This is a genomic window from Bacteroides intestinalis DSM 17393, from assembly GCF_000172175.1.
GTDB lineage: Bacteria > Bacteroidota > Bacteroidia > Bacteroidales > Bacteroidaceae > Bacteroides > Bacteroides intestinalis.
The window spans coordinates 1,679,460-1,703,463 of the sequence record NZ_ABJL02000008.1; the positions used below are offsets into that span (position 1 = coordinate 1,679,460).

Sequence of the window (24,004 nt, forward strand, 5' to 3'; positions counted from 1 at the left end):
AGAATTAAAAATTAATAATTTAAAATTAAAGGCTATCTTTTGATACCAAGAAGCGCCTTTGCATTATTCAAAGCAGCTTCTGTCAAAGTAGCCCCACTTAGCATATGGGCTATTTCCTCTACCCTCTCCTCATCTGCCAGACTGCGTATGTGGCTGTTGGTTTCGGTTTCGTTATCTTGCTTATATACTTTATAATGTGCACATCCGCGTGCAGCAATTTGCGGCAAATGAGTAATACTGATTACCTGGCGATCCTGTTCGCCCATTTCCTGCATAATATCCGCCATACGATCGGCAATCTCACCGGATACTCCTGTATCTATTTCATCGAATACAATAGTGGGCAATTTCACCGCACCGGCTATCATGGCCTTGATGGACAGCATGACACGTGCAATTTCACCACCGGAAGCTACCGATGAAATGCTTTGCAATGCGCCGTTCTTATTGGCAGAAAAGAGAAAATTTACAGTATCTTCACCGTGTACGCCAGGTTCTTTTCTCATTCCCATTTCCACCTGAAAACGCACATTAGGCATACCCAACGGAACCAAACGTGAAGCCATCTGCTTCTCCACTTCACGGGCAGCACCGGTACGGGCTTTGGTAAGAACAGCAGCCTGCTTTTTCACCTTATTATATAAGGTATCGCAAAGAGTGGTCAACTCACCGATACGTTCATCATAAGAAGTAATGGCGGCCAACTTTGCTGCATATTCCTCAGTAAGCGCCAACAACTCTTCTACGGTAGTTACTCTATGCTTTTGCTGTAAGGTATAAATCAGATTCAACCGATCATTCACCTCTTCCAGACGCTCAGGGTTAAACTCGACATCCTCTTCCTGAGAAGAAACCTCCTGAGAAACATCTTTCAATTCAATATATGTACTTTCCAGACGTTCAGCAAGTTCTGTAGCCGGAGAATAGACCTTTTGCAGACCAAGCATTGTATTCAGACTTTCCTTCAACCCAGCCAGCAAACCGCCTTCATCAGAGGTCAGCAACTGCCCGACACGGAACAAACCGGCCTTTATTTCTTCAGCATGGCTCAATGTGTCCGTCTCTTGTTCCAGTTCTTCCTGTTCACCTGCAGATAAATTCGCTTCTTCCAACTGTTCCAACTGGAAACGGATATAGTCTTCATCTGCCTTATTCTGCTCAGCACGGGCTATAAGATCAGCCAGATCCTGTTGTGTCTGCTTCCATTCTCTGTACAAAGATTGATAAACGGAAAGTTGTTCATCATTATGAGACAATATATCGAGTACATTCAACTGGAATCCTTCTTTATTCAACAAAAGATTCTGGTGCTGAGAGTGCACGTCAATTAACTGTTCACCCAGTTCTTTCATTTGTACAAGCGAAGCCGGAGTATCATTGATAAATGCACGGCTTTTGCCGGATGCATACACCTCACGACGCAAGATACACTCTTCTTCATATTCCAGTTCATTCTCTTCAAAAAAAGGCTCCATACCATAAGCTGAAATATCAAAACGGGCCTCAATCACACACTTCGATGCACCCTGGCGAATGGCTTTTACTTCGGCACGCTGACCCAGCAACAAGCCGATAGCACCCAGTATGATAGACTTACCGGCACCCGTCTCACCCGTGATAACGGAGAAACCTGCACCAAAGCTAATATCAAGCTTTTCTATAAGCGCGTAATTCTGTATGTAAAGCGAACGTAACATGACTTATTTACAATTTTAAATCTTACCCACTTCCTATTATTGTTTTATCTTTTCCCACTCGGTAGTCAGCGAAGGATTGACAGAAGAAAGCAGCTCACAAACCTCTTCCTTTTCCTTCATTGCAGCACGGGAATAAAGATTAATCAATTCATCTTTTTTTATTTCAGTAAACAAACCGGGCAATGCCGACATAGGTTTATTCTGCTGCGCCTCTTTCAGACCGCTAAGCATAGATGTTATTGTAGCACGGGCACGGGCAGCATTCACTGAAAGTTCATCCATACCTGTACGATGATACCCATACATCAATTTGCGCAAAGGCGTCATACCATCTTCCAGATAATCGGAAACCAACGCATAACGATTCCGACTGCTATCGAACGCTTTCCAACCGGTTTCACCAAGATTCTGTGCAGCTGTTACAATATCTTCAGCCGCCCGAAAAAACTCCGTACCACCTTGTGGAGCCATCGTGTCCATGTCCAGTCCGATAATCATATAAGCATAGTAAGCAATTACTGCCGTCAGATTACTGTCAATAACATTATCCCGCAGTTCCAGCGGATCAAACTCACGATAGTTGAAAGCAACATCCGTATCTTTAAAGCTAAAAACTACCGTCTGATAACCGGATTGCCAGACAGGGCGTGTAGACTGCACTATCAACTCACATTTCCAACGCCCGTCCGCCTCATTATACTCTTTCACTGTCAAGTTCATAGAGCAACGAATCCGTTCATTCATTTCATACTGCGCCTGCGTCCACCGACGGGTATTGATAAACTCCATCAAAGCATTTTCAAGCGTAGTGAAAACCTGCGTACTCGTACCTTGTATCTGAGAATAATTCACCGTAAATTTACAATTCAATTCCTGGGCAGCAGACTTTAACACCACCACAACCAGAAACAGAGTCATATAAAGTGTCTTATTCCTCACTAGCTTATTTACTTATTCTTCAATACTTCCACTAGACGATCTACAATATCCGTAGCTACTTCTGCCTTTGATTTCAACGGAAAGTCCGTCTTACTTTCACGGTCGATGATACTGATTTTATTCGTATCGCACCGGAAACCGGCCCCCTTATCATTCAGGGAATTCAACACGATAAAATCCAGATTCTTCCGTTGCAACTTATCTTCAGCGTTATGCTGTTCGTCATTCGTTTCCAGAGCAAAACCTACCAATACCTGACGTTCTTTCTTCATCTGTCCCAGACAGGCAGCAATGTCTTTCGTAGGTTTCAAACGCAACGTCATTTCCCCTTCCTTTTCCCGCTTTATCTTGGCATCAGCAACTTGTTCCAGTGTAAAATCGGCAACAGCAGCCGAAAGAATAGCAGCATCAGCCTCTACAAAAAAGTTACACGCCGTAGCATACATCTGATCTGCCGATTCCACTGCAAACCAATTTGCCGGATATTTCAATTGCTGTTGCACCGGACCTGATACCATAATAACCTTAGCTCCACGGGCAGCACATTCATCAGCAATAGCAAAACCCATTTTACCGGAAGAATAATTTCCGATGAAACGCACCGGATCAATCTTTTCATAAGTAGGTCCGGCAGTGATCATAATGGTCTTACCTCGCAAATCACCTTCTTTCCCAGCAAAATAATTCGCCAGATGCTGAATAATGACTTCCGGCTCTTCCATACGTCCCTTACCTACCAGATGGCTGGCAAGTTCTCCCGTGCCCGGTTCTATAATATGATTTCCGTAAGAACGAAGCGTATCCAGATTCTTTTGTGTAGAAGGGTGGGCATACATATCGAGATCCATGGCAGGTGCCACAAATACCGGAGCTTTAGCCGACAAATAAGTCGTTATCAGCATATTGTCAGCCACACCGTTGGCCATTTTGCCAATCGTCGAAGCAGTAGCCGGAGCTATAAGCATAGCATCCGCCCATAAACCCAGATCCACATGGCTATTCCATGTGCCGTCACGCTGGGCAAAAAACTCACTGATGACCGGTTTACTCGTCAACGCCGAAAGCGTAATTGGAGTTATAAATTCTTTCCCCGCAGGAGTTATGACAACCTGTACTTCAGCACCTTGTTTTATCAATCCCCGGATTATATAACAAGCTTTATAGGCAGCAATGCTTCCGGTTATACCTAATACTATTTTCTTCCCTTTCAGTGTATTCGCCATGATACTACTTATTAGTTAATTCACGTAGACGTATCTTAGTCAACATTGCCTTAGTATTCAGTGTAAAGTCACTGTTCAGTATCCAGCTATAATAACCCGGATCACGCTTCAATACATCTGTCACCGACATCCCTTTGTATTTTCCAAAGTTGAATACTTCCACGCCATTATCATCATAAACCATACGTCCGGCAAAATCCACATTCTTGTTAAAGCTGGAATATTCAGCCAGGAAAGCGATGTCATTCTGCAATTCCGGATAACGGTCCAGCTGTGCCATCAGCACCTCGTAAGTAGCTTGTGTATCAGCTGCCGCCGTATGTGCATCCTCCAGATTCTTTCCACAATAGAATTTATAAGCAGCAGAAAGTGTACGTTGCTCTAATTTATGGAAAATGACCTGTACATCCACAAACTTGCGGCGGCTCAGGTCAATATCTACACCGGCACGAAGAAATTCTTCGGCCAGCACGGGAATATCAAAACGGTTGGAATTAAATCCTGCCAGGTCACATCCTTCTATATCATTGGCAATGGTACGGGCCACTTCTTTGAAGGTAGGGCAATCTACCACATCCGCATCATAGATACCATGAACGGCAGATGCGCCTTCGGGAATATGCATTTCCGGATTAATACGAAGTGTTTTTGCTTCCTCATTACCATTGGGATGTACTTTGAGATAACAGATTTCAACGATACGGTCTACATTGATACTCGTTCCGGTCGTCTCTAAATCAAAAAAAACAATCGGGTTTTTGAGGTTTAATTTCATTATTCTTCTATTTTACAGTTGACAAGGGAACGAGTTGACAAGGGAACAAGGCATTCCCGGCATAACAGCACAGCCCTTGTCTCCTTGTCAACTCGTACCTCGTTAACTCTATTATTTTTTTAATCATTCAGCATCATCGGCATCAGCAGCATCAGCAAGTCCTCATTTTCTTCTTGTTCAACGGGGATGATGACACCTGCACGTGACGGGTCTGCCAGTTCAATTATCACTTCATCAGCAGCAATATTATTCAAAATATCAATCAGGAAAGTCGATTTAAAACCAATACTCATCGGATTGCCATCATACTGGCAAGCCAATGTTTCTTCAGCAGAAGTAGAGAAATCAATGTCCTGGGCTGAAATCACAATCTGATTGGGCTGCATACGCAACTTGATAAGACTACTTGCCTGTGACGAGAAAATAGATACACGACGTAGTGCACCTACCAACTGTATACGGTCTACAGTCACTTTATAAGGATTATTCTGCGGTATTACCGAATTATAATTAGGATAACGTCCTTCAATCAGACGACATACCATGCGATATTTCTCCAATGTAAATACAGCATTACGCTCATCGAACTCAATAACAACCTGTCCTTGTTCTTTAGGCAACAAGTTCTTAATCAACGAAGCCGGTTTTTTAGGCAGAATGAATGCTGCACGTTCATTACCTTTGGCCGCTAATGTTTTGCAACGTACCAGTTTGTGACCATCAGATGCCACCATTGTAATATCTTCTGTGGTGATATCAAAATAGATACCATTCATCACTGGACGAAGTTCATCATCAGCCGTAGCAAATACGGCACGATTAATGCCACCCAACAATACGGATGCTTCCATCTCTACACGTACGGCATTATCGCCCAGCATAGCCGATTGAGGAAATTCATCGGCATTTTGCCCCATCAGACTATACTTACCGTTTTGATACTGTACTGTGATTTCCAAGGAATCAGTATTTACTTCAAACGACAGCGGTTGCTCGGGGATTTCCTTCAAAGCATCCAGAATTGTTTTAGCAGCCACGGCAAAACGTCCGTCAGCATCACTTTCATTCACTTCAACTGATGTTACCATCGTCGTTTCACTATCAGAAACAGTAACCGACAATGTTCCATCTTTCAGTTCAAAGAGGAAACAATCCAAAATGGGCAACGCATTCTTCGAATTAATCACACGGCTGATAGCCTGTAAATGGCTGGAGAGCGCAGTACTCGAAACGATAAATTTCATATATTCTGTGTATTTAAGTTTTATATTATTCCCTATTCGTACTATAACTTCATAGTATCGGACAAAGTTACAAAAAAAGATCTTCCCACAACAAAGAAAATTAAGAAAAAACGTCCGGAACTTCGCCGGATTTCCCTAAAATATTGTAACTTCGCCGCATCATTTAAAAAGAATGCAATGGAATTTACAGGAAAAATTATCGCTATACTCCAGCCAAGAGGCGGAGTGGCAAAGTCGGGCAATGAGTGGAAAGCACAAGAATACGTGATTGAAGACCACGGCCAATATCCCCGCAAAATGTGTTTCGATGTTTTCGGAGCAGACAAAATAGAACAGTTTAACATCCAGATGGGTGAAGAACTGACCGTATCATTTGATGTGGATGCACGCCAATGGCAAGACCGTTGGTTCAACAGTATCCGTGCATGGAAAGTAGAGCGTGTCAGCGCTGCAGCTCCTGCCGGTGCACCGGGTGCACCTGTTCCGCCACCGGCACCGACTGCCGCACCAGAATTCTTGGCAGGTGATGCTAAAGACGATCTGCCGTTCTAAAATATATAAAATTTAGATATAATAAAAAAGAGGAGAATAATTCTCCTCTTTTTTATTATATAATTACAAGCATTTTGAACCTCCCATTTACCCTTTGTATAAAAGCACCAAATTCGGATATACCACCTCTTCTACACAAGTAAACTGTATAGAAAGTATAAAGTGGCGAAAAAACTTCGCCTGACGAAAGAAAAAGTTAGGTATCAGGCGTACATATGTTTCCGGCTGCTCTACCATCCTTTCCATATCCACCATCATCACAAAGCTATACGATGGTGAAAGACTTCCTATTCCTTCCTCGTAAAGCGCCGTATCATCCAGCACCTCTCCATTCTCCATAGCATCTATATAGGCAGTAAGACTAACCACATCCGGCGCCATCAACAAATGTCCACGATAAAAACAGACATATGTATAAAGAGCCGATTCCGTGATACCTGTCAACTGGGTCAGTAAAGTATTTCGAGGCAATACATAATAACGGTGTCCCCATGCTTTGGGATAAAGATGATAATCAGGACGCTCCTGCGGAACAGGAGGTGCATCCACTTCCTTGGGAGAAGTATAAAGCAGTGATTGCAAACGACGTTCAGCCTGCGACATATTCTTCACCGGAACACTCATCACTGCACATGGATACTCACTTAATGTATCTTTCGGCTCGAAGAGGCAAGAAATCACCTGATCTCCCGCATAAGTCTTCAGAAAGTCCATCCACTCCTCATCCCTCTCTTTGATATAATCGGAATAAGTAGCTTTGGCATATTCCTGCTCTGCCGTAAAACTACACATGGCATCCATATCTGAAATAGCCCAACAGTCATAAAAGAAAGTAGAGAGTGGAAGTTGTTCTCCCGGAAACCCCTCCACCGGTTGCTGACGGCGTAAAGCATTGATAAAAGTACGTGTAGTGTCCGAGCCATGACTGATACCTGAACAATAAATAGCAGTTTCATTCAGCTTCAAATCAAACTCCGCCCAACTTCCCAGATAGGTTTGCGAACGAATGCCATCCGTATTTTTCCCCATATCCACCGACTTGATGCGCACATACACCGTAGCTTCCACATTCGTATTCTTTCCTGCATGCATCAGTTTGAATGAGGGCATATCTATTAATGATTTCTTAGAAAGTCGTGCATCGATCACTTGTTCCACCAATCGTTTCTGAAAACTAATAGCCAGGAAGTCCGGGGTAAAATATGCCGCCAAAAAGCGCCCCTCAGGCATAGGATAAATACTAATCTCTTCACCCCTGTAATCAAAGAATTTAGAAGGAAATGCACTGGAACTATATTTCCTGATAAACGACTCCACCAACTCATAATCTCCCGAACCCAGACTGCAATACAACACCTGATTCAATGGGTTATCCGGTTCATGGAAACTGATAAGCATTTTATTCATCTGCTTACTAAGGCCATGCGGAGTATCATCGAGCAAGGTATGCAGATAGTTTTTCAGATAGACAAAGAGTTCGGAAGCATAAAGGAAGTGATTATCTTTGCTGCAACTCAGTTGATTGATACCCTCAACCAGCTCAGCCATGCGATCTGTCTCCAACACAGCCATTGCACTTTGAGGGACTAAAGTATAAAGATTAAAATCTTTCTGACTCTCCACCTCATTCAACCTGAAGAATGAATACACCCCGAACCCCGTACATAGCAATACTATGGACACAATCACGGCAATTCTTATGATAAGACGTAACTTCATGGTTTTTCAGGCATCAAGTTTCGGCAAAAATAATTATTTCTACTAATAAAACAAAACAAATGTTTCAAAAACTTTAGTAGATATAAAAAAGTTTTAGAATGCCTGTGCCTCAAAACTCAATTTCCATACCATCAAAGGTCAAATGTACATCAGGCGGAAGCTGTTTTTCAAGCTCGACATGCAATCCGGCATGATGACTCATATGGATAAAATAAGTTTCCCGTGCGCCAATACGCTTCGCCGTTTCCAAAGCCTCGGAAATACTCTGATGCGTAGGATGCGGTTTTACGCGTAAGGCATTCACAACCAGAACATCCAAGTCATGTAATTGTTCATAGGATTCTTCGGGCATAGTCAGCATATCTGTAATATAAGCCATACGTTTACCGATACGATACCCCAGAATAGGCAGACGCCCGTGCATCACCTGCAAAGGGGTAATCTCCGTATTATTGATGAAGAACGTTTTTCCGGCTTCCACTTCCTGCAAGAAAATTTGAGGAACACCCGGGTATTTATGCTCCAGAAAGCAATAAGGCATCCGTGCACGCAGGTGAGTTGCCGTATACTCATCGGAGTATATAGGTATTTCACCGAAACGACAGAAAGGACGAAGATCATCCAGCCCACCCACATGGTCATAATGTTCATGGGTAATCAACACTCCATCTATTTTTTCAAACGAAGCTGCATGCAACATCTGCTCCCGAAAATCCGGTCCACAATCAATCAATATCACCGCATCATCCGTATGCAACAAAGACGATGCACGCAAACGGTTATCACGCGGATCGGCAGAAGTACAAACTTCACACTTACAACCTATTTCAGGCACTCCTGTCGATGTTCCGCTCCCTAATATTCTTAGTTTCACGTCTATTACCTATTAATTATCAATCTTTCAAATAAAATTCACTTCGGGATGAATGTCAATACCAAACTTCTCGCGAACTGACGCCCGCACGGCATCCGAAAGGGCTACAATCTCAGCTCCCGTTGCCCCACCCCGGTTTACTAATACCAACGCCTGCTTATCATGCACAGCAGCAGGCCCCAGCGCTTTACCTTTCCAACCACATTGGTCTATCATCCAGCCTGCTGGAATTTTTATCCGGTCAGCCCCCATCTCATAAAAGGGTATTTGAGGATACTTTTTCTTCAAAGCCTCAAAGACTTCACGCGAAACGACAGGATTCATAAAAAAGCTCCCGGCATTACCCAGCAGTTTCGGATCAGGCAGTTTACTTTCACGAATACTAATGATTACCCGGCGTAATGTTTTCAAATCCACTTTCGGGTACTTTTCAAGTTCCTGGCGAATCGTGCCGTAATCCAGCGTATAATGTTCTTTCTTACTCAGAGAGAAACAAACATACGTGACGAATACCTGCTTCATTTCCGGACTTTTAAAAATACTGTTCCGGTATGAGTAATTACATTCATCCACTTGGTAAACATGTTTCATTCCTTGTATGTTCACCGTCTCCACGGAAGAAATCAGGTCTTTCACCTCTACACCATAGGCACCAATATTCTGTACAGCTGCCGCTCCTACCTCACCAGGTATAAGAGACAGGTTCTCAGCACCGTACCAGCCACGTTCCGTGCAATAATCCACAAAATCATCCCATACCACACCAGCACCTACACGCACCGAAACCTTTTCTTCATTTTCAGCCGTTACTTCAATGCCACCAATGTGCGAATGCAATATCACTCCTTCATAATTTCCGGTAAACAGCAGATTGCTCCCTCCGCCAATATGCAGATAAGGAGAAGTGATACGCCCGTCGGCAATCAACTTCTCCAATTCTTCTACCGAACCGTATTCCAGAAACACGGCAGCTTCCACATCAATCCCGAATGTATTCGGTATCTTCATTTAATTTTTAATTATTAATTTTTAATTATTAAATGCTCGTATCCTCATATTTATATAGCTCCCACTCTCCGCGATGTCTGCGGAAATAGAAGATATTGGTATATCCATTTCCAATCCCGTTCACTTTCAGGATTTTCGTATTTGAGTTATCACTATTCTTCTGTCCATAATTGATATTGGACAATTTATCCACAGGCAATATAGGGCGGAAGGCATACCACTGGTTCAAATCAAGCGTAGTCTCCAGAATAGAAAACTCATCATCCGGATCTATCGTGATATATTCCAAAGGTTCCCGGATATGTCGACTCTGATAAATGCTGTCGGTTACAAAGCGAGAGTAAAACGTAACGAAGTCTTCATTTTCGCCCTGTTCTATCTGGCGGAGATTGATAGCTTCCAGCATCCATACCCCCTTAGTACGTTCAAAATAGTATTTCTTCACCATGCGGTTTTCCAGAAAAATCCATTCCACCTGTACAGAAGTGAGTGCAGTATCTCCTACCAATTCCAGATCATCTTCATCATCAAAGAGCAATGTATAATAACTCTGCTGGGTAAACAGATAATCATGTCCCCAGTCCTCCTTCTCTATTTTCGAAGGTGTATCGACGTTGTAAAAAGGCAACGGAAATTTGGTCCGCTGCCGTTGCAGGGCGTCATCCGAAGCATAACTATAGATAAAATCATCAAATGATTCATCCGCTTCTATGGGCTTAGGATCGTTATCCTCTTCAACCTCCGGCACAGTATCAGCCTTATGTGAAGCTGAATCCACCAAATTGGTGATTGTCGCAAAAGGGTCCATCTTCGTTTTCTTGTTGCCGCATGACATCAAGAAAACGAGAAGAAAGAACCCCAATCCTATTTTTCTCATTCTTTACCGAGACCTCATCAGGTCACTTATTTAGTTTAGCTCTTAACTTTTCAAGCATATCCACTGTCATGGACTCTAAATCATACTGCGGTTTCCAATCCCACTCTTCACGAGCACAGGTATCATCCAGACTATCAGGCCAACTGTCTGCAATAGATTGCTTCAATGGATCAATTTCATATACCATTTCAAAGTCGGGCACATGCTTCTTGATAGCCTGACAGATCTCTTCCGGATCAAAGCTCATGGCAGCGATATTGAAAGCATTCCGATGCTTCAGACGTGCCGGAGCAGCCTCCATCAATGAAATAGCTGCATTCAGCGCATCAGGCATATACATCATATCCATATAAGTACCAGGCTTCAAAGGACATACGAACCTTTCACCTTTCACTGCGGAGTAAAATATATCGACTGCATAGTCGGTAGTACCTCCACCCGGAGGGGTCACATTGGAGATAATACCCGGAAAACGAACCGCACGGGTATCTACACCGTATTTAGTATAATAATAATCGCTCAATAATTCAGTAGTTACTTTGGTTACACCATACATGGTACGGGGGCGCTGAATCGTATCTTGCGGAGTCTTCACATGAGGTGTAGCTTCTCCGAACGAACTGATGGAGCTCGGGGTAAAGACTGCGCAACCATACTCGCGCGCTACTTCCAGTACATTCCATAATCCGTCGATACCGATTTTCCAAGCCATGGCCGGACGACTTTCAGCAACAACCGAAAGCAAAGCTGCCAGATTATAAATCGTATCAATCTTGAATTGGCGGGCCACCACTTCAATAGACTGACGGTCGGTCACGTCGGCAATAGCTGAAGGACCTGATGCCTTTAATTCCCCTTTAGGCATAGCACTCGGAATGTATCCAGCGATAACATGGTCATCCCCATAACGTTTACGCAATTCCAATGTGAGTTCCGAACCTATCTGTCCGGTTGCTCCAATTACCAAAATATTCTTCATACGACTTATTTATAAGGTACTCCTTACTTAGAGACGCGCAAATATACATACTTTTTTTTCATTATTCTATCATTTTGCTATTGTTTATTTGAAGAAAAATCGTGTCCTTTGTATCGTTTAGTATTAAGATGACAAACTTTTAATTTATAAAGCTATGTACGGGAAAATGAAAGAACATCTCAGCAATACACTTGCTGAAATTAAAGAGGCCGGACTCTATAAAGAAGAACGCCTGATCGAGAGTGCGCAACAAGCCGCCATCACCGTAAAAGGGAAGGAAGTGCTGAATTTCTGCGCCAACAACTACTTGGGTTTGTCCAACCATCCGCGACTAATTGCCGCTGCCCAAAAGATGATGGATCACCGTGGCTACGGCATGTCTTCCGTACGCTTCATCTGCGGAACACAAGACATTCACAAAGAACTGGAAGCTGCTATCTCTGACTATTTCAAGACGGAAGACACCATACTATATGCTGCTTGTTTTGATGCTAACGGTGGTGTATTCGAGCCGCTATTTACGGAAGAAGACGCCATCATCTCCGATTCTCTGAACCATGCCTCCATCATCGACGGTGTCCGCCTATGCAAAGCCAAACGCTACCGCTACGCCAATGCCGATATGACCGAACTGGAAAAATGCCTACAGGAAGCCCAGACACAGCGTTTCCGCATCATAGTCACCGACGGTGTATTTTCTATGGACGGCAATGTTGCCCCAATGGACAAAATTTGCGATCTGGCTGAGAAATACGATGCACTAGTGATGGTAGACGAATCGCACTCTGCAGGCGTAGTAGGTCCTACGGGACATGGTGTAAGCGAACTGTATCAAACTTACGGACGCGTAGATATCTATACTGGAACATTAGGTAAAGCCTTCGGCGGTGCTATGGGCGGATTCACGACCGGACCGAAAGAAATCATTGACCTGTTGCGTCAGCGCAGCCGTCCGTATCTGTTCTCTAATTCAGTAGCTCCGGCTGTGATAGGTGCAAGTATCGAAGTATTCAAGATGCTGAAAGAAAGTAATGCGCTACATGACAAGTTAGTAAACAATGTGAGCTATTTCCGCGATAAGATGACTGCTGCCGGTTTCGACATCAAACCCACTCAAAGCGCCATTTGCGCCGTGATGTTGTATGACGCCAAATTGTCTCAGATATATGCCGCACGCATGCAGGAAGAGGGTATCTACGTAACCGGGTTCTACTATCCCGTAGTACCGAAAGAGCAAGCCCGTATCCGCGTACAGATTTCGGCAGGACACGAGAAAGAACATCTAGATAAATGTATCGAGGCATTTATTAAGGTAGGAAAAGAACTTGGAGTATTAGCGCACTAAAGTGCGCTAAGTTACAGGCTACGAGTTACGAGCTACAAGTCACTCGTAGCTTGTAGCTTTTAGTATCACCGCAAATCTGCTCCCTTTCCCCTGTTCCGAGTGCAGTTCAATCCTTCCCTGCAATTTCTCTATAATAATCTGGCAGATAGAAAGCCCCAAGCCCGTTCCTTGCGAAAATTCATTCTGCTTGTAGAACCGATTAAAAATCATCTTCTGCTCGGCGCGAGGAATGCCACAGCCTGTATCTTCCACATAAATTTCCACTTCCGAAGTCTCAGGTAAATAACGATATCCCAGCTTGATATACCCTGAAGCTGTAAATTTAGAAGCGTTATTCAGGAAATTAGTGACCACTTGCGCCAACCGTCCTTTATCCACATTTATCCTTACCGGCACTGTATCCTTATCCTTAATAAATTCCAACTGTTCCGGTATTAACATCTGATGGGTCTGATAGATTTCATCCACCAATTCCTCCACTCCGCATGGAGCAAATTCAAAGGACATATAGCCCGACTCAAGCCGTGAAAGTTCCAAGATATCATTTATCAGCAGCAGCAGCAAATCACTATTCTTGTTGATCGTCTTGATATACTCACAGCGCTCATCTGGTTCCAGTTCTTCATCCGCTGCCAATATATTGGAAAAGCCGACAATCGCATTCAGCGGAGTGCGTATCTCGTGGCTCATATTCGCTAGGAACGACTGTTTCAGCTCAGCTTTTTCCGCCAGCAGACGCGCCTCTTCCAGTTCATGTTCATGATCTTTAATGTCCTGTATATTCAGCAACAGTCCGGCAGCCTTATAGCCGCCATCCGGCAATGCAATGGTCTTATACCGGAATTCCCACCATTGATATCCTTTTCCGTTAAAGTCGCAACGCACCTGCACCGCCACCTTACGGATTAAGGATATCTTCCTCCAGTTTTCCTCCACCTCATCCCGGCATTCCGGATGAATAAACTTAATGAGTTTATCAAACGTAAGTACCTTCGACATCATTCCCTGCGACTTCCAGAAATCACTCTCAAATATAAAATAATCATTCTCCAACTTCCACGCGTACGTATCACTCCCCTCAATAGCCAGCGCCAACGTTTCTTTTTCATCCTCCAGCGCATTGAGAGCTTTCTTTTTCCTCCCCTGCTCCCGACGATAAAGGAAAAACAACAAGACAAACAGCGTAATCAATAGAACTGTAATTGAGAAAATAATTCCTCCCCACAGCCAAGGATATGCCTCACTGAACGGAATATGGATAATAGAATACTTCTCTGGAATATCCGCCTTCGAAAGCCCCCTCTGCTCCATCACCTCCCAATCTACCACATACTCTTTAGCACTGTTTGCGATGGGCATATCCAAAGGCTTCTCACCATGCAAAATCCTGACCGCCGCATCCACCATTTCCCCTACCTGTATTGGGATCGTCGTCATATATCCCCCCAACAGTTTCTCGCCATAGCCAAAACCTTCATTAATGGCTGTCAGACTGGGGCTGGAACAGATATTTCCGATATTGACAGTCGTAAAGTCCCTTTTCAATTGAAGATAACACCTATCTCTTGTGTATTGGCTCAAACTCCAAAGTAGTCCGGCATCCGAACGATCCTTCTGAAGCCGGACAGTAAGCCCGGCAAAATACGTATAACTCTTGTCTTTTACAAACTCCTTCCATTCCCTGGAATTGAATTCTTTTGAGTTCATGAAACCTTCCACCTTCTCGTCTTTCAACTGTTCCCAAGCATCCTTCCTTATTTGTTTATCCAGATAAGTGGAGTCTATAATAGTGAAGAGATGCATCCCCTTCCCGAATATCTCTTTCGCAGCCTTGATATTCGCCATAAAATCTATTTTATCACGAAATCCGGTCACGTTGGGATATTGCTTTATAAGAGGCCAGTTAGGGTAATTCACTCCACCAAAAACAACGGGGAGTTGCTTCGCCAGCGGATGTCCGCACTTCAGCAGTGAATAAGTTGCCTGGTCATCATTAACCAATATAATTTCCGGTTCCCAGTTTTCGGAAACTTCATCCAACAGAGAGTGCAGATACAAAGATTCTAAGTTATCCCGATAAGCCTCGCAATCTAAATACACTGTACGGAGTTCGACATCAATCCCTCTCTTCCGGAAAGTTTCGGCAATCATTTTATTAAAATCAGGATAAGCAGCATAAGTTTTCTCATAAGAGTGCACCACCAGCACTTTCCGTTTTTCCATCTCCGAACAAGCGCTCAAGACATGGCAACTCAACATTATCCAAAGGAGGAATTTAAAATTTATTTTGCCCATACGCATAGTAATTCACAGTACGTGTTAAAAAGAGTAACAAAGGTAGATTAAAATACTGAAACAGCAAAAATAAAAGAGCTGCTTAAAAAATCAAGCAGCTCTTTTTTTGACTTATCAATTCTATATCAAAAGATTATTAACGTTCGCCCAATTTTACGTCTACAAAGAAGATACCCGTTGCACCGGCTTTCTTAATCATATCAACAATGCCTGCAGCAGTTGCTTCTTCTTCTACTTGTTCACGCACAAATCCCCACAGGAAGTCCTGCGTTGCTTTATCTTTCTCAGCAGCAGCTACATCTACCAACTTGTCAATCATTTCGGATACACGACATTCGTGTTTGTAAACCTGTTCAAATACTTCCAGCGGAGTACCAAAATCATTAGGAACTACATCCAGCTTATCGACTTTGGCCTTACCACCACGCTTAATTACGTAATCGGCCAGTGAACAAGCATGTTCATTCTCTTCTGCCCACTGTTTCTTCAACCAATGTGCCATACCACAAAATCCTTCTTTTTCCATATAGAAAGACATAGCCAAATACATGTTAGCCGACCACATTTCAGCCGTAATCTGCTCGTTAATTGCATTCTGTAATTTTTCAGTAATCATAATCGTATTTTTTAATTAAATTGAAATCATTACAAAAGTAACAATGATACACAACATTTGTTCATTTGATAACATTTTTTAAATAAATAAAATCAGAAGTACATTTGAAGCTAGTATATATATGTCCGGCGTATAACTCCTCCATTGCTTTTCCATTTCCAATCACATCATACAAATATAGATATTGAAAATAAAAAAACAATTTTCATATTTCAAATACAAATAAATTAAATACAAAATGACAAAAAGCGTGCAAGACTTAAATGATAGTCTTACACGCTTCCTACAATATATTCAATTCTTTCACACCAGTTCGTCCGAAGTGTACCCCTGTGGCAACTCACGACAGTTATAGCTCGAAGCCATTATCTCACCATAAGCACCTGCAGAACGTAATGCAATCAGATCTCCACGCTTCACCTTATTCAAATCTATCGCTTTCCCGAAAACATCCGACGATTCACAGATAGGACCTACCACATCATACGCCTCAACTGCATCCTCGGAAGTAATATTCTCTATCTTATGATAAGCCTGATACAATGCAGGACGAATCAAATCCGTCATACCAGCATCAAGGATGGCAAATTTCTTATTTGCTCCCTGTTTTACATAAAGCACCTGTGAGATAAGTGAACCGCACTGCCCCGTTATGGCACGTCCCAATTCAAAATGAAGTGTTTGATAAGAGCGCAGTTTCAGATGTTCGGCATAAGTAGAGAAATAATCTTTGAAATCAGGTATTGCCTGACGGTTGGGATGCTTATAATCAATACCCAGTCCACCACCTACATTGATATGCTCGATGCGGATGCGATGTGCTTCCAGCTTGTCTTGCAATTCATTTACACGATTGCACAGGGCAACGAAATCACCCATATCTAATATCTGCGAACCAATGTGAAAATGCAATCCGATAAACTTCACATTCTTCATCTCCAAAGCCACTTCTATCACATGATCCATGTCTTGCATACTAATGCCAAACTTGTTTTCCGCTAGTCCGGTAGTGATATTGGCATGAGTATGAGCTCCTACATTCGGATTGATACGGAAAGCGACATTAGCCACTTTACCTTTAGCTGCAGCCAGTTCATTGATAATCTCCAGCTCAGGAATAGACTCTACATTAAAACAGAAAATATTATAGTCCAGACTCAGATTTATTTCCCAATCAGACTTGCCCACTCCGGCAAAAACAATCTTATTTGTAGGAAAACCTGCCTTAACAGCAGCACGCACTTCTCCTCCACTCACACAATCGGCACCCAGCCCGTTCTCACGGATAATAGAAAGCACCTTCGAATTAGCATTTGCTTTCACAGCATAATGCACCTCAAAATTGCCATATTTAGCAGCTTCTGCACGCACGCAGGAAAGAGTGTCGCGCAACACCTTCGTATCATAATAATAAAAGGGGGTACGCAGTTCACGGAATTTATCTATGGGAAATGTTCCTTTCATACTTCAAAACTTTGTTTATAAAGAAAAGAGCGCAAATTACGCGAATTACACAAGAGCCTTTATCAGCGAGTTGTGCAATTTGTGTAGTTTGCGCTCCATATCATTTTATATCTGTACTTTCTTATTTCTCTTATTCTTCGTTGAACAGTGCATCACTAAGCGACTGCAATGCCTGATTCTTATCGCACTCACGAATGAGGAAAGAAATGTTGTAGTTACTACCACCGAACGAAATCATTCGTACCGGTATGTCGCGCATGGCATCCAGTGCCTTCGCTTCGAAACCGACATTCTCCCATTCCAAATCACCTACCACGCAGACGATACACATATCCTTATCTACTGTAACGGTTCCGTACTTCTTCAGGTCGTCCAGAATCTCGTTGAGGTGCTTCGTATTATCAATAGATACAGATACTCCTACCTCAGAAGTACAAATCATATCGATAGAAGTCTGATAGCTCTCAAAGATTTCGAAGACCTTGCGCAAGAAACCGTGGGCAAGCAACATACGACTGGATTTAATCTTGATAGCTGTAATGTTATCTTTGGCTGCAACTGCCTTGATTTTACCCTTCTCGGTATCATTAGAAATCATAGTACCGGGAGCAGTCGGGTCCATCGTATTCAGCAGACGCACCGGTATATTGGCATACTTGGCAGGCTGTATACAAGTGGGATGAAGAATCTTCGCACCAAAATAAGCCAGCTCAGCAGCTTCTTCAAAATGAAGATGACGTACAGGAGCAGTCTTGTCAACAATACGCGGGTCATTATTGTGCATACCGTCGATATCGGTCCATATCTGGATTTCGGAAGCATTGATAGCTGCACCGATCAGAGAAGCGGTATAATCGCTTCCACCACGTTGCAGATTGTCTATTTCTCCGTAAGCATTACGACAAATGTATCCTTGTGTGATGTAAATCTCAGCACCGGGATGCAATTCCAACTGCATCTGAAGTTTCTCCTTAATATATACAGGATCAGGCTCCGCATTCTTATCGGTACGCATATATTCCAAAGCCGGAAGCAAAATGGACTTCACACCACACTCTTGCAGGTAATAGTTCATCATGGCAGTAGAGATCAATTCTCCCTGTGCCAGAACCACTTTCTCCTCAAACAGCGTGAAAAGATCTTTGGTGTAAGAACGGATGTAGTCAAAATGAGATTTAATCAGTTCCTGACCTTTCTGTTTATACTCGGGAGTGGAATACAACTCATTCACATGCTGTTTATATTTAGCCTCCAGCTTGTTAATGATTTCGTTGGCACCCTCCGGATTTTTCTTGTACAGATAGTCCGAAATTTCCACCAATGTATTAGTTGTGCCCGACATAGCCGAGAGTACAACTATCTTTTGTTCACCATCAGTGATCAATTTGGCTACTTCCTTTATCCGCGATGCAGAACCTACGGAAGTACCTCCAAACTTTAAAACTTTCATTTTCGTTCCTGTATTAAATGATTATATATTATTATTTGTTTCTTCTACAGTCGGCATCATACCCGAATACTCGGACGTCACATCTGTTATCTGATGACCTGCACAGCGATATACCTGTCCCGGAAACTCGTGAAGCAGATGGAGATTGTGCGTAGTCATCAATACCAGCGAGCCACCCGTGCGGCTGATGTTATGTAATAGTCCTACAATAGCACGTCCCGTTTCCGCATCCAGATTACCGGTCGGTTCATCCGCCAGGATAATCTCCGGAGAGTTGAGCATAGCACGGGCAATAACGATGCGTTGCTGTTCGCCTCCCGAAAGTTCGTTAGGAAACTTATATCCTTTATTACCCATTCCTACCTGCATCAGCACTTCAGCAATACGATCTTTTATTTCCGATTTGTTTTTCCAGCCCGTAGCCTTCAATACAAAAGCAAGATTATCGTTCACCGTGCGGTCCGTCAACAGTTGGAAATCCTGAAACACAATGCCCAATTTACGACGCAACTGCGGAATATGCTTACGCTTAATGCGACTCATATCATACCCCAGTACCATTGCTTCACCGGCAGTAATATCCAGTTCTCCGTAGAGGGTCTTTAGCAAACTGGTCTTACCCGAACCTACCTTACCGATCAGGTACACAAACTCTCCCTTCTGCAGCTCAAGGTTTACCTCATTCAGAACGCACAAGTCCTGTTGGTGTACTTCCACATCTTTATATCGTATCAGCGGTTCAGCCATTCCCATTTAATTATTAATTGTCAATTGTTTAGTGTTTCTTCCACGAAGCGCTATGACGTTCTTGCAACTCGCGTGCCAAATCTTCCAGACTGTATCCTTTGGATGTTAGCAGCACGATGAGGTGATATATCAAATCGGCTCCTTCATAGATCAACCGTTCATCAGTTCCGTTGCAAGCTTCGATCACTGTTTCCACAGCTTCTTCACCCACTTTCTGTGCCATTTTATTCACACCTGACTCAAACAGACTGGTTGTATAAGAACCTTCCGGCATCTCTTCATGGCGCTTAATAATAAAATCCTGAAGATGCTTCAGGAACATTACAGGCTGTTCATTCTTCTCACCCCAGCATGTATCCGTACCTGTATGGCAAACAGGCCCCACAGGGTGTACCTGAATCAGCAATGTATCCTGATCGCAGTCTTCTTTGATAGAAACGACATTCAGAAAATTGCCACTCTCCTCACCTTTCGTCCAAAGACGGTTCTTGGTGCGGCTGAAAAAAGTCACTTTACCGGTTTCTACCGTTTTGTCGTAAGCTTCTTTATTCATGAAGCCCAACATTAACACCTTAGCGGTGTCTGCGTCTTGTATGATTGCCGGAACAAGTCCGTTCATTTTATCAAAATCCATTTAGGTAATTATTAATTATAAGCTATAAATTATTAATTGCTATGCAGCATGATGCGGTAATATTCTGTCATCTTTATCGCCTTATCACTTTGCCACTCTATCACTTTTACATCACCCGCATTGGTATTCCCTGGGCGCAAAGATACGATTTTAAATCGGGAATTTTAATTTCTCCGAAATGAAAAACACTGGCTGCCAACGCTGCATCTGCTTTTCCTTGCAAAAACACATCACGAAAATGTTCTTTTGCTCCTGCTCCGCCCGATGCAATTACCGGAATAGAGAGATTGTCAGACATTTCAGCAAGTGCTTCATTGGCGTATCCGGTCTTTACGCCATCATGATTCATGCTGGTGAAAAGTATTTCTCCGGCACCACGTTCCTGGGCTTCTTTGGTCCAGGTAAACAGTTCCTTATCTGTTTCTACACGGCCTCCATTCAGATAGCACCACCAGCCTTTTTCAGTTTGTTTGGCATCTACCGCCAGCACGCATACCTGCGAACCGAAGTTTTTAGCTATTTCATCAATCAGTTCGGGACGGCGAATTGCAGAAGAATTGATAGAAATTTTATCTGCACCGGCATTCAGCAGACGATCTACATCACTCAATTCGTTGATACCGCCACCTACCGTAAACGGAATACTGATATTGGCAGCAATGCGCTTCACCAACTCTGCAAATGTCTTGCGACCTTCAAAACTAGCTGTTATATCCAGAAAAACCAATTCATCAGCACCTTGCTCACTATACGCACGCGCCAGTTCCACCGGATCGCCCGCTTGACGCAAATTGACGAAATTGGTTCCTTTCACTGTTTGTCCGTCTTTGATATCGAGACAGGGAATAATTCTTTTCGCTAACACTTCTGTTTTGTTTTAACGATTTATATTCATGAGAATGATTCGTCAATAATCCTGCATCATTCTTTCAATTTCCTTCAAAGTAATACGCCCTTCATACAGAGCCTTACCAAAAATTACAGCCGGTACTCCAGCCGCCTCCAATGCACGTATATCTTCCATACTGCTGACACCGCCACTTGCTATCAGGTAAAGATCAGGATGTTCTTCCAGCATTGCCTTATACAGTTCAATAGAAGGCCCCTGCAACATACCGTCACAACTAATATCCGTGCAAATTACTTTCTGAATGCCTTTCTCTACATATTCTTTCAGAAAGGGAAATAATTCACAGGCACTTTCGTCCTTCCAGCCATTCACAGCTATCTTCCGGTCTTTCACGTCCGCACCAAGAATTATCTTCCCACTGCCGTAAACTTCCAGCCAATGGCAGAATAGCTCAGGATTTTTCACCGCAATACTGCCGCCTGTAACCATCTGTGCCCCATTCTCAAAAGCAATTTTCAAGTCTTCATCACTTTTCACGCCACCACCGAAATCAACTATCAGGGAAGTCTGTGAAGTGATTCTATTCAAAACATTATAATTGACTACATGATGAGAAGCCGCTCCGTCCAGATCTACCACATGAAGCCGGCGAATACCGTGTGCCTCCATTTCTTTGGCCACTTCTACCGGATTTTCGTTATACACCTTCTTACTGTCATAGTCACCTTGCGAAAGGCGTACACACTTTCCGTCGATAATATCTATTGCAGGAATAAACTCTATCATATATTCATCTACTTAATTATAATTCTAAAAAATTGCGCAGGATACGCTCTCCCACACCTCCACTTTTCTCCGGATGGAATTGGGTAGCGTAATAATTATCCTTATGCAAGGCAGCGCTAAACGGTTGTATATAGTCCGTCACAGCAGCCGTATATTCATTGACGGGAACATAGAAACTATGCACAAAATAGACAAACTCTTCTTTTGTAAAGCCTTTGAATAAGCCACTGTTCGTCTCTGTGAGCGTATTCCAACCCATGTGAGGCACTTTATCCTCATGCTTCTGTGGAACGAAACGCTTCACTTCCGTATCAAAAATACCCAGACAATCTACATCTCCTCCCTCTTCAGAATGTCGACACATCACTTGCATACCCAGACATATCCCTAAAAGAGGCTGTCTAAGTTCCTTAATCAATGCATCCATGCCACTGGCACGCAGAAACTTCATGGTGGTTTCCGCCTCACCCACACCTGGAAAGATCACTTTGTCCGCCGTACGCAATTCATCTTTATCCGCCGTTACCACAGCTTCCACGCCCAAACGCTTCAGCGCATAATCCACCGAATAAATATTGCCCGCATTATATTTGATAATCGCTACTTTCATGAATATACCTTAACTAAATATCACTGTTTTATTCTTATATGCCAGTACCTTGCGCTCAATATGCTTCTGCACGGCACGCGAGAGAACGATCTTTTCCAAGTCCTTCCCCTTATTAACAAGATCTTCTACAGTATCTTTATGAGTGATACGAACTACATCTTGTTCAATAATCGGTCCTGCATCCAGTTCTGTTGTTACATAATGACTGGTAGCACCAATGATCTTCACACCACGCTCAAATGCTGCATGATAAGGTTTTGCTCCCACAAATGCAGGAAGGAAAGAGTGATGAATATTGATAATCCGATTGGGATAGGCATCAATCATCCGCTCTGAAATCACCTGCATATAACGCGCCAGTACAATGAAGTTCACCTTATGCTTTGCCAGCAATTCCATTTCTTTTTTCTCCTGTTCTTCTTTAGTCTCCTTTGTAATAGGGAACAGATAGAAAGGTATTCCGAAACGTTCGGCTACATGTTGCAAGTCGGGATGGTTGCTTATAATAAGAGGAATCTCGACATTCCACTCTCCTGCCGTATAGCGTGCCAGCAAATCGAACAAGCAATGCGACATCTTAGATACAAATATTGCCATGCGTGGTTTCGTATCCGAGAAATAGAGACGGAAAAACATTTCATATTTCTGTGCGTACAACGTAGCAAAATAATCTTCAATTTTCTCTTGCGGTATCAGGAAGTTCTTCAATTCCCACTCGATACGCATGAAAAAGATATTCTCCACGTGATCGACATATTGGTCCAGATAGATAATATTTCCCTTGTTTACCGTTATAAAGTCTGTCACTTCTGCCAGAATTCCCGGTTTGTCGGGACAGTGAAGTAACAGTTTGGCCGTTTTCATCATCCTAAATTATCGTTTTTATCGTTTTCGAATTACAATTTTCTCGATTTGAGTTTGCAAAAATAACGATTTATTGTAAAACAACGAAGTTTTCGAGCAAGAAGTTTAAATCAAGCAACAGAAAGCTTCGTTTTCATTACAAAACCATCCCAATCCCCTTTCGCAAAAAGCTCTGCAAGAACTTATTTTTTTTCATATTCCAATGTTCTCAAAATGAGGATATAAAAGGAAAAGTGATAAAATCAAGCAAAAAAATTTCATCGTAGCTATTGCAGGTTTCAAAGAAATGCCTACCTTTGCAACCGCAATCGAGAGAGAAAGCAATTAAAGAAATGAAATTATGGTGCGTTAGTTCAGTTGGTTAGAATACATGCCTGTCACGCATGGGGTCACGGGTTCGAGTCCCGTACGCACCGCTTAAAGCTCTGAAATCGAATGATTTCGGAGCTTTTTTCT

At 42.9% G+C, this 24,004-nt stretch carries 22 protein-coding genes and 1 tRNA gene; 3 read left to right on the forward strand and 20 right to left on the reverse strand.

What is annotated here, in order from left to right:
• Positions 1–32: 32 nt before the first annotated feature.
• The 5 genes from recN to dnaN form a co-directional block, all read right to left on the reverse strand.
• Complete coding sequence (gene recN / locus BACINT_RS16135; RefSeq protein WP_007664970.1) at positions 33–1,697, reverse strand: DNA repair protein RecN; 1,665 nt, start codon at positions 1,695–1,697, stop codon at positions 33–35.
• A 36-nt stretch (positions 1,698–1,733) separates the two neighbouring features.
• Complete coding sequence (gene porD, locus BACINT_RS16140) at positions 1,734–2,615, reverse strand: type IX secretion system protein PorD (protein ID WP_007664973.1); 882 nt, start codon at positions 2,613–2,615, stop codon at positions 1,734–1,736.
• A gap of 29 nt (positions 2,616–2,644) precedes the next feature.
• A complete protein-coding gene (gene coaBC / locus BACINT_RS16145; protein WP_007664976.1) occupies positions 2,645–3,859 on the reverse strand; it encodes a bifunctional phosphopantothenoylcysteine decarboxylase/phosphopantothenate--cysteine ligase CoaBC in 1,215 nt (404 codons plus the stop codon).
• A gap of 4 nt (positions 3,860–3,863) precedes the next feature.
• The gene (locus BACINT_RS16150) at positions 3,864–4,634 is read right to left on the reverse strand and encodes a 3'-5' exonuclease (protein ID WP_007664979.1); all 771 of its coding nucleotides are present in this window, start codon (positions 4,632–4,634) and stop codon (positions 3,864–3,866) included.
• A 119-nt stretch (positions 4,635–4,753) separates the two neighbouring features.
• Entirely contained in the window at positions 4,754–5,878 is a 1,125-nt protein-coding gene (dnaN, locus tag BACINT_RS16155; RefSeq protein ID WP_021967223.1) for a DNA polymerase III subunit beta, read from the reverse strand.
• Between the two features lie 177 nt (positions 5,879–6,055).
• Here dnaN and BACINT_RS16160 point away from each other — a divergent pair, with 177 nt between their 5' ends.
• Positions 6,056–6,430, forward strand: coding sequence for a DUF3127 domain-containing protein (locus BACINT_RS16160; protein WP_021967224.1), 375 nt, complete (start codon positions 6,056–6,058; stop codon positions 6,428–6,430).
• Positions 6,431–6,517: 87 nt separating this feature from the next.
• Here the strand turns inward: BACINT_RS16160 and BACINT_RS16165 are convergent, their stop codons facing one another.
• From BACINT_RS16165 to BACINT_RS16185, 5 genes are all read right to left on the reverse strand, one after another.
• Entirely contained in the window at positions 6,518–8,149 is a 1,632-nt protein-coding gene (locus tag BACINT_RS16165; protein ID WP_007664985.1) for a hypothetical protein, read from the reverse strand.
• Positions 8,150–8,258: 109 nt separating this feature from the next.
• Positions 8,259–9,023, reverse strand: a complete 765-nt coding sequence (locus BACINT_RS16170) for an MBL fold metallo-hydrolase (RefSeq protein WP_021967225.1) — start codon at positions 9,021–9,023, stop codon at positions 8,259–8,261.
• A gap of 27 nt (positions 9,024–9,050) precedes the next feature.
• Positions 9,051–10,031, reverse strand: a complete 981-nt coding sequence (gene murB, locus BACINT_RS16175) for a UDP-N-acetylmuramate dehydrogenase (protein WP_007664991.1) — start codon at positions 10,029–10,031, stop codon at positions 9,051–9,053.
• Between the two features lie 28 nt (positions 10,032–10,059).
• Positions 10,060–10,908 carry a DUF4348 domain-containing protein gene (locus tag BACINT_RS16180; RefSeq protein ID WP_007664993.1) on the reverse strand — a complete coding sequence of 283 codons (849 nt, stop codon included), beginning with the start codon at positions 10,906–10,908 and terminating at the stop codon, positions 10,060–10,062.
• 22 nt (positions 10,909–10,930) lie between these two features.
• Entirely contained in the window at positions 10,931–11,887 is a 957-nt protein-coding gene (locus BACINT_RS16185) for an NAD-dependent epimerase/dehydratase family protein (protein WP_007664995.1), read from the reverse strand.
• 154 nt (positions 11,888–12,041) lie between these two features.
• On the opposite strand from BACINT_RS16185, the gene kbl reads away from it, so the two are divergent.
• Positions 12,042–13,232, forward strand: coding sequence for a glycine C-acetyltransferase (gene kbl, locus BACINT_RS16190; protein WP_007664997.1), 1,191 nt, complete (start codon positions 12,042–12,044; stop codon positions 13,230–13,232).
• A 39-nt stretch (positions 13,233–13,271) separates the two neighbouring features.
• Here kbl and BACINT_RS16195 read toward each other — a convergent pair whose 3' ends face one another.
• The 10 genes from BACINT_RS16195 to purU all read right to left on the reverse strand — a co-directional run bounded on the left by BACINT_RS16195 (position 13,272) and on the right by purU (position 23,551).
• Complete coding sequence (locus BACINT_RS16195; protein WP_007664998.1) at positions 13,272–15,533, reverse strand: sensor histidine kinase; 2,262 nt, start codon at positions 15,531–15,533, stop codon at positions 13,272–13,274.
• Between the two features lie 130 nt (positions 15,534–15,663).
• Positions 15,664–16,143 carry a ferritin gene (locus tag BACINT_RS16200; RefSeq protein ID WP_007665000.1) on the reverse strand — a complete coding sequence of 160 codons (480 nt, stop codon included), beginning with the start codon at positions 16,141–16,143 and terminating at the stop codon, positions 15,664–15,666.
• 303 nt (positions 16,144–16,446) lie between these two features.
• Positions 16,447–17,607 (reverse strand): diaminopimelate decarboxylase, encoded by a 1,161-nt coding sequence (gene lysA / locus BACINT_RS16205; protein ID WP_007665002.1) that lies wholly within the window; start codon positions 17,605–17,607, stop codon positions 16,447–16,449.
• 130 nt (positions 17,608–17,737) lie between these two features.
• The gene (locus tag BACINT_RS16210; protein WP_007665003.1) at positions 17,738–19,057 is read right to left on the reverse strand and encodes an aspartate kinase; all 1,320 of its coding nucleotides are present in this window, start codon (positions 19,055–19,057) and stop codon (positions 17,738–17,740) included.
• 21 nt (positions 19,058–19,078) lie between these two features.
• Positions 19,079–19,804, reverse strand: coding sequence for a cell division ATP-binding protein FtsE (locus BACINT_RS16215; RefSeq protein WP_007209750.1), 726 nt, complete (start codon positions 19,802–19,804; stop codon positions 19,079–19,081).
• Between the two features lie 28 nt (positions 19,805–19,832).
• Positions 19,833–20,438 (reverse strand): bifunctional phosphoribosyl-AMP cyclohydrolase/phosphoribosyl-ATP diphosphatase HisIE, encoded by a 606-nt coding sequence (gene hisIE, locus BACINT_RS16220; protein WP_007665007.1) that lies wholly within the window; start codon positions 20,436–20,438, stop codon positions 19,833–19,835.
• 106 nt (positions 20,439–20,544) lie between these two features.
• Complete coding sequence (gene hisF / locus BACINT_RS16225; protein WP_007665009.1) at positions 20,545–21,303, reverse strand: imidazole glycerol phosphate synthase subunit HisF; 759 nt, start codon at positions 21,301–21,303, stop codon at positions 20,545–20,547.
• Positions 21,304–21,345: 42 nt separating this feature from the next.
• Positions 21,346–22,074, reverse strand: a complete 729-nt coding sequence (hisA, locus tag BACINT_RS16230; protein WP_007665011.1) for a 1-(5-phosphoribosyl)-5-[(5-phosphoribosylamino)methylideneamino]imidazole-4-carboxamide isomerase — start codon at positions 22,072–22,074, stop codon at positions 21,346–21,348.
• Positions 22,075–22,090: 16 nt separating this feature from the next.
• Positions 22,091–22,684 (reverse strand): imidazole glycerol phosphate synthase subunit HisH, encoded by a 594-nt coding sequence (gene hisH, locus BACINT_RS16235; protein ID WP_007665012.1) that lies wholly within the window; start codon positions 22,682–22,684, stop codon positions 22,091–22,093.
• Positions 22,685–22,693: 9 nt separating this feature from the next.
• A complete protein-coding gene (gene purU, locus BACINT_RS16240) occupies positions 22,694–23,551 on the reverse strand; it encodes a formyltetrahydrofolate deformylase (RefSeq protein WP_007209755.1) in 858 nt (285 codons plus the stop codon).
• A 339-nt stretch (positions 23,552–23,890) separates the two neighbouring features.
• Here purU and BACINT_RS16245 point away from each other — a divergent pair.
• Positions 23,891–23,964 (forward strand) — tRNA-Asp (locus tag BACINT_RS16245).
• Positions 23,965–24,004: the final 40 nt, after the last annotated feature.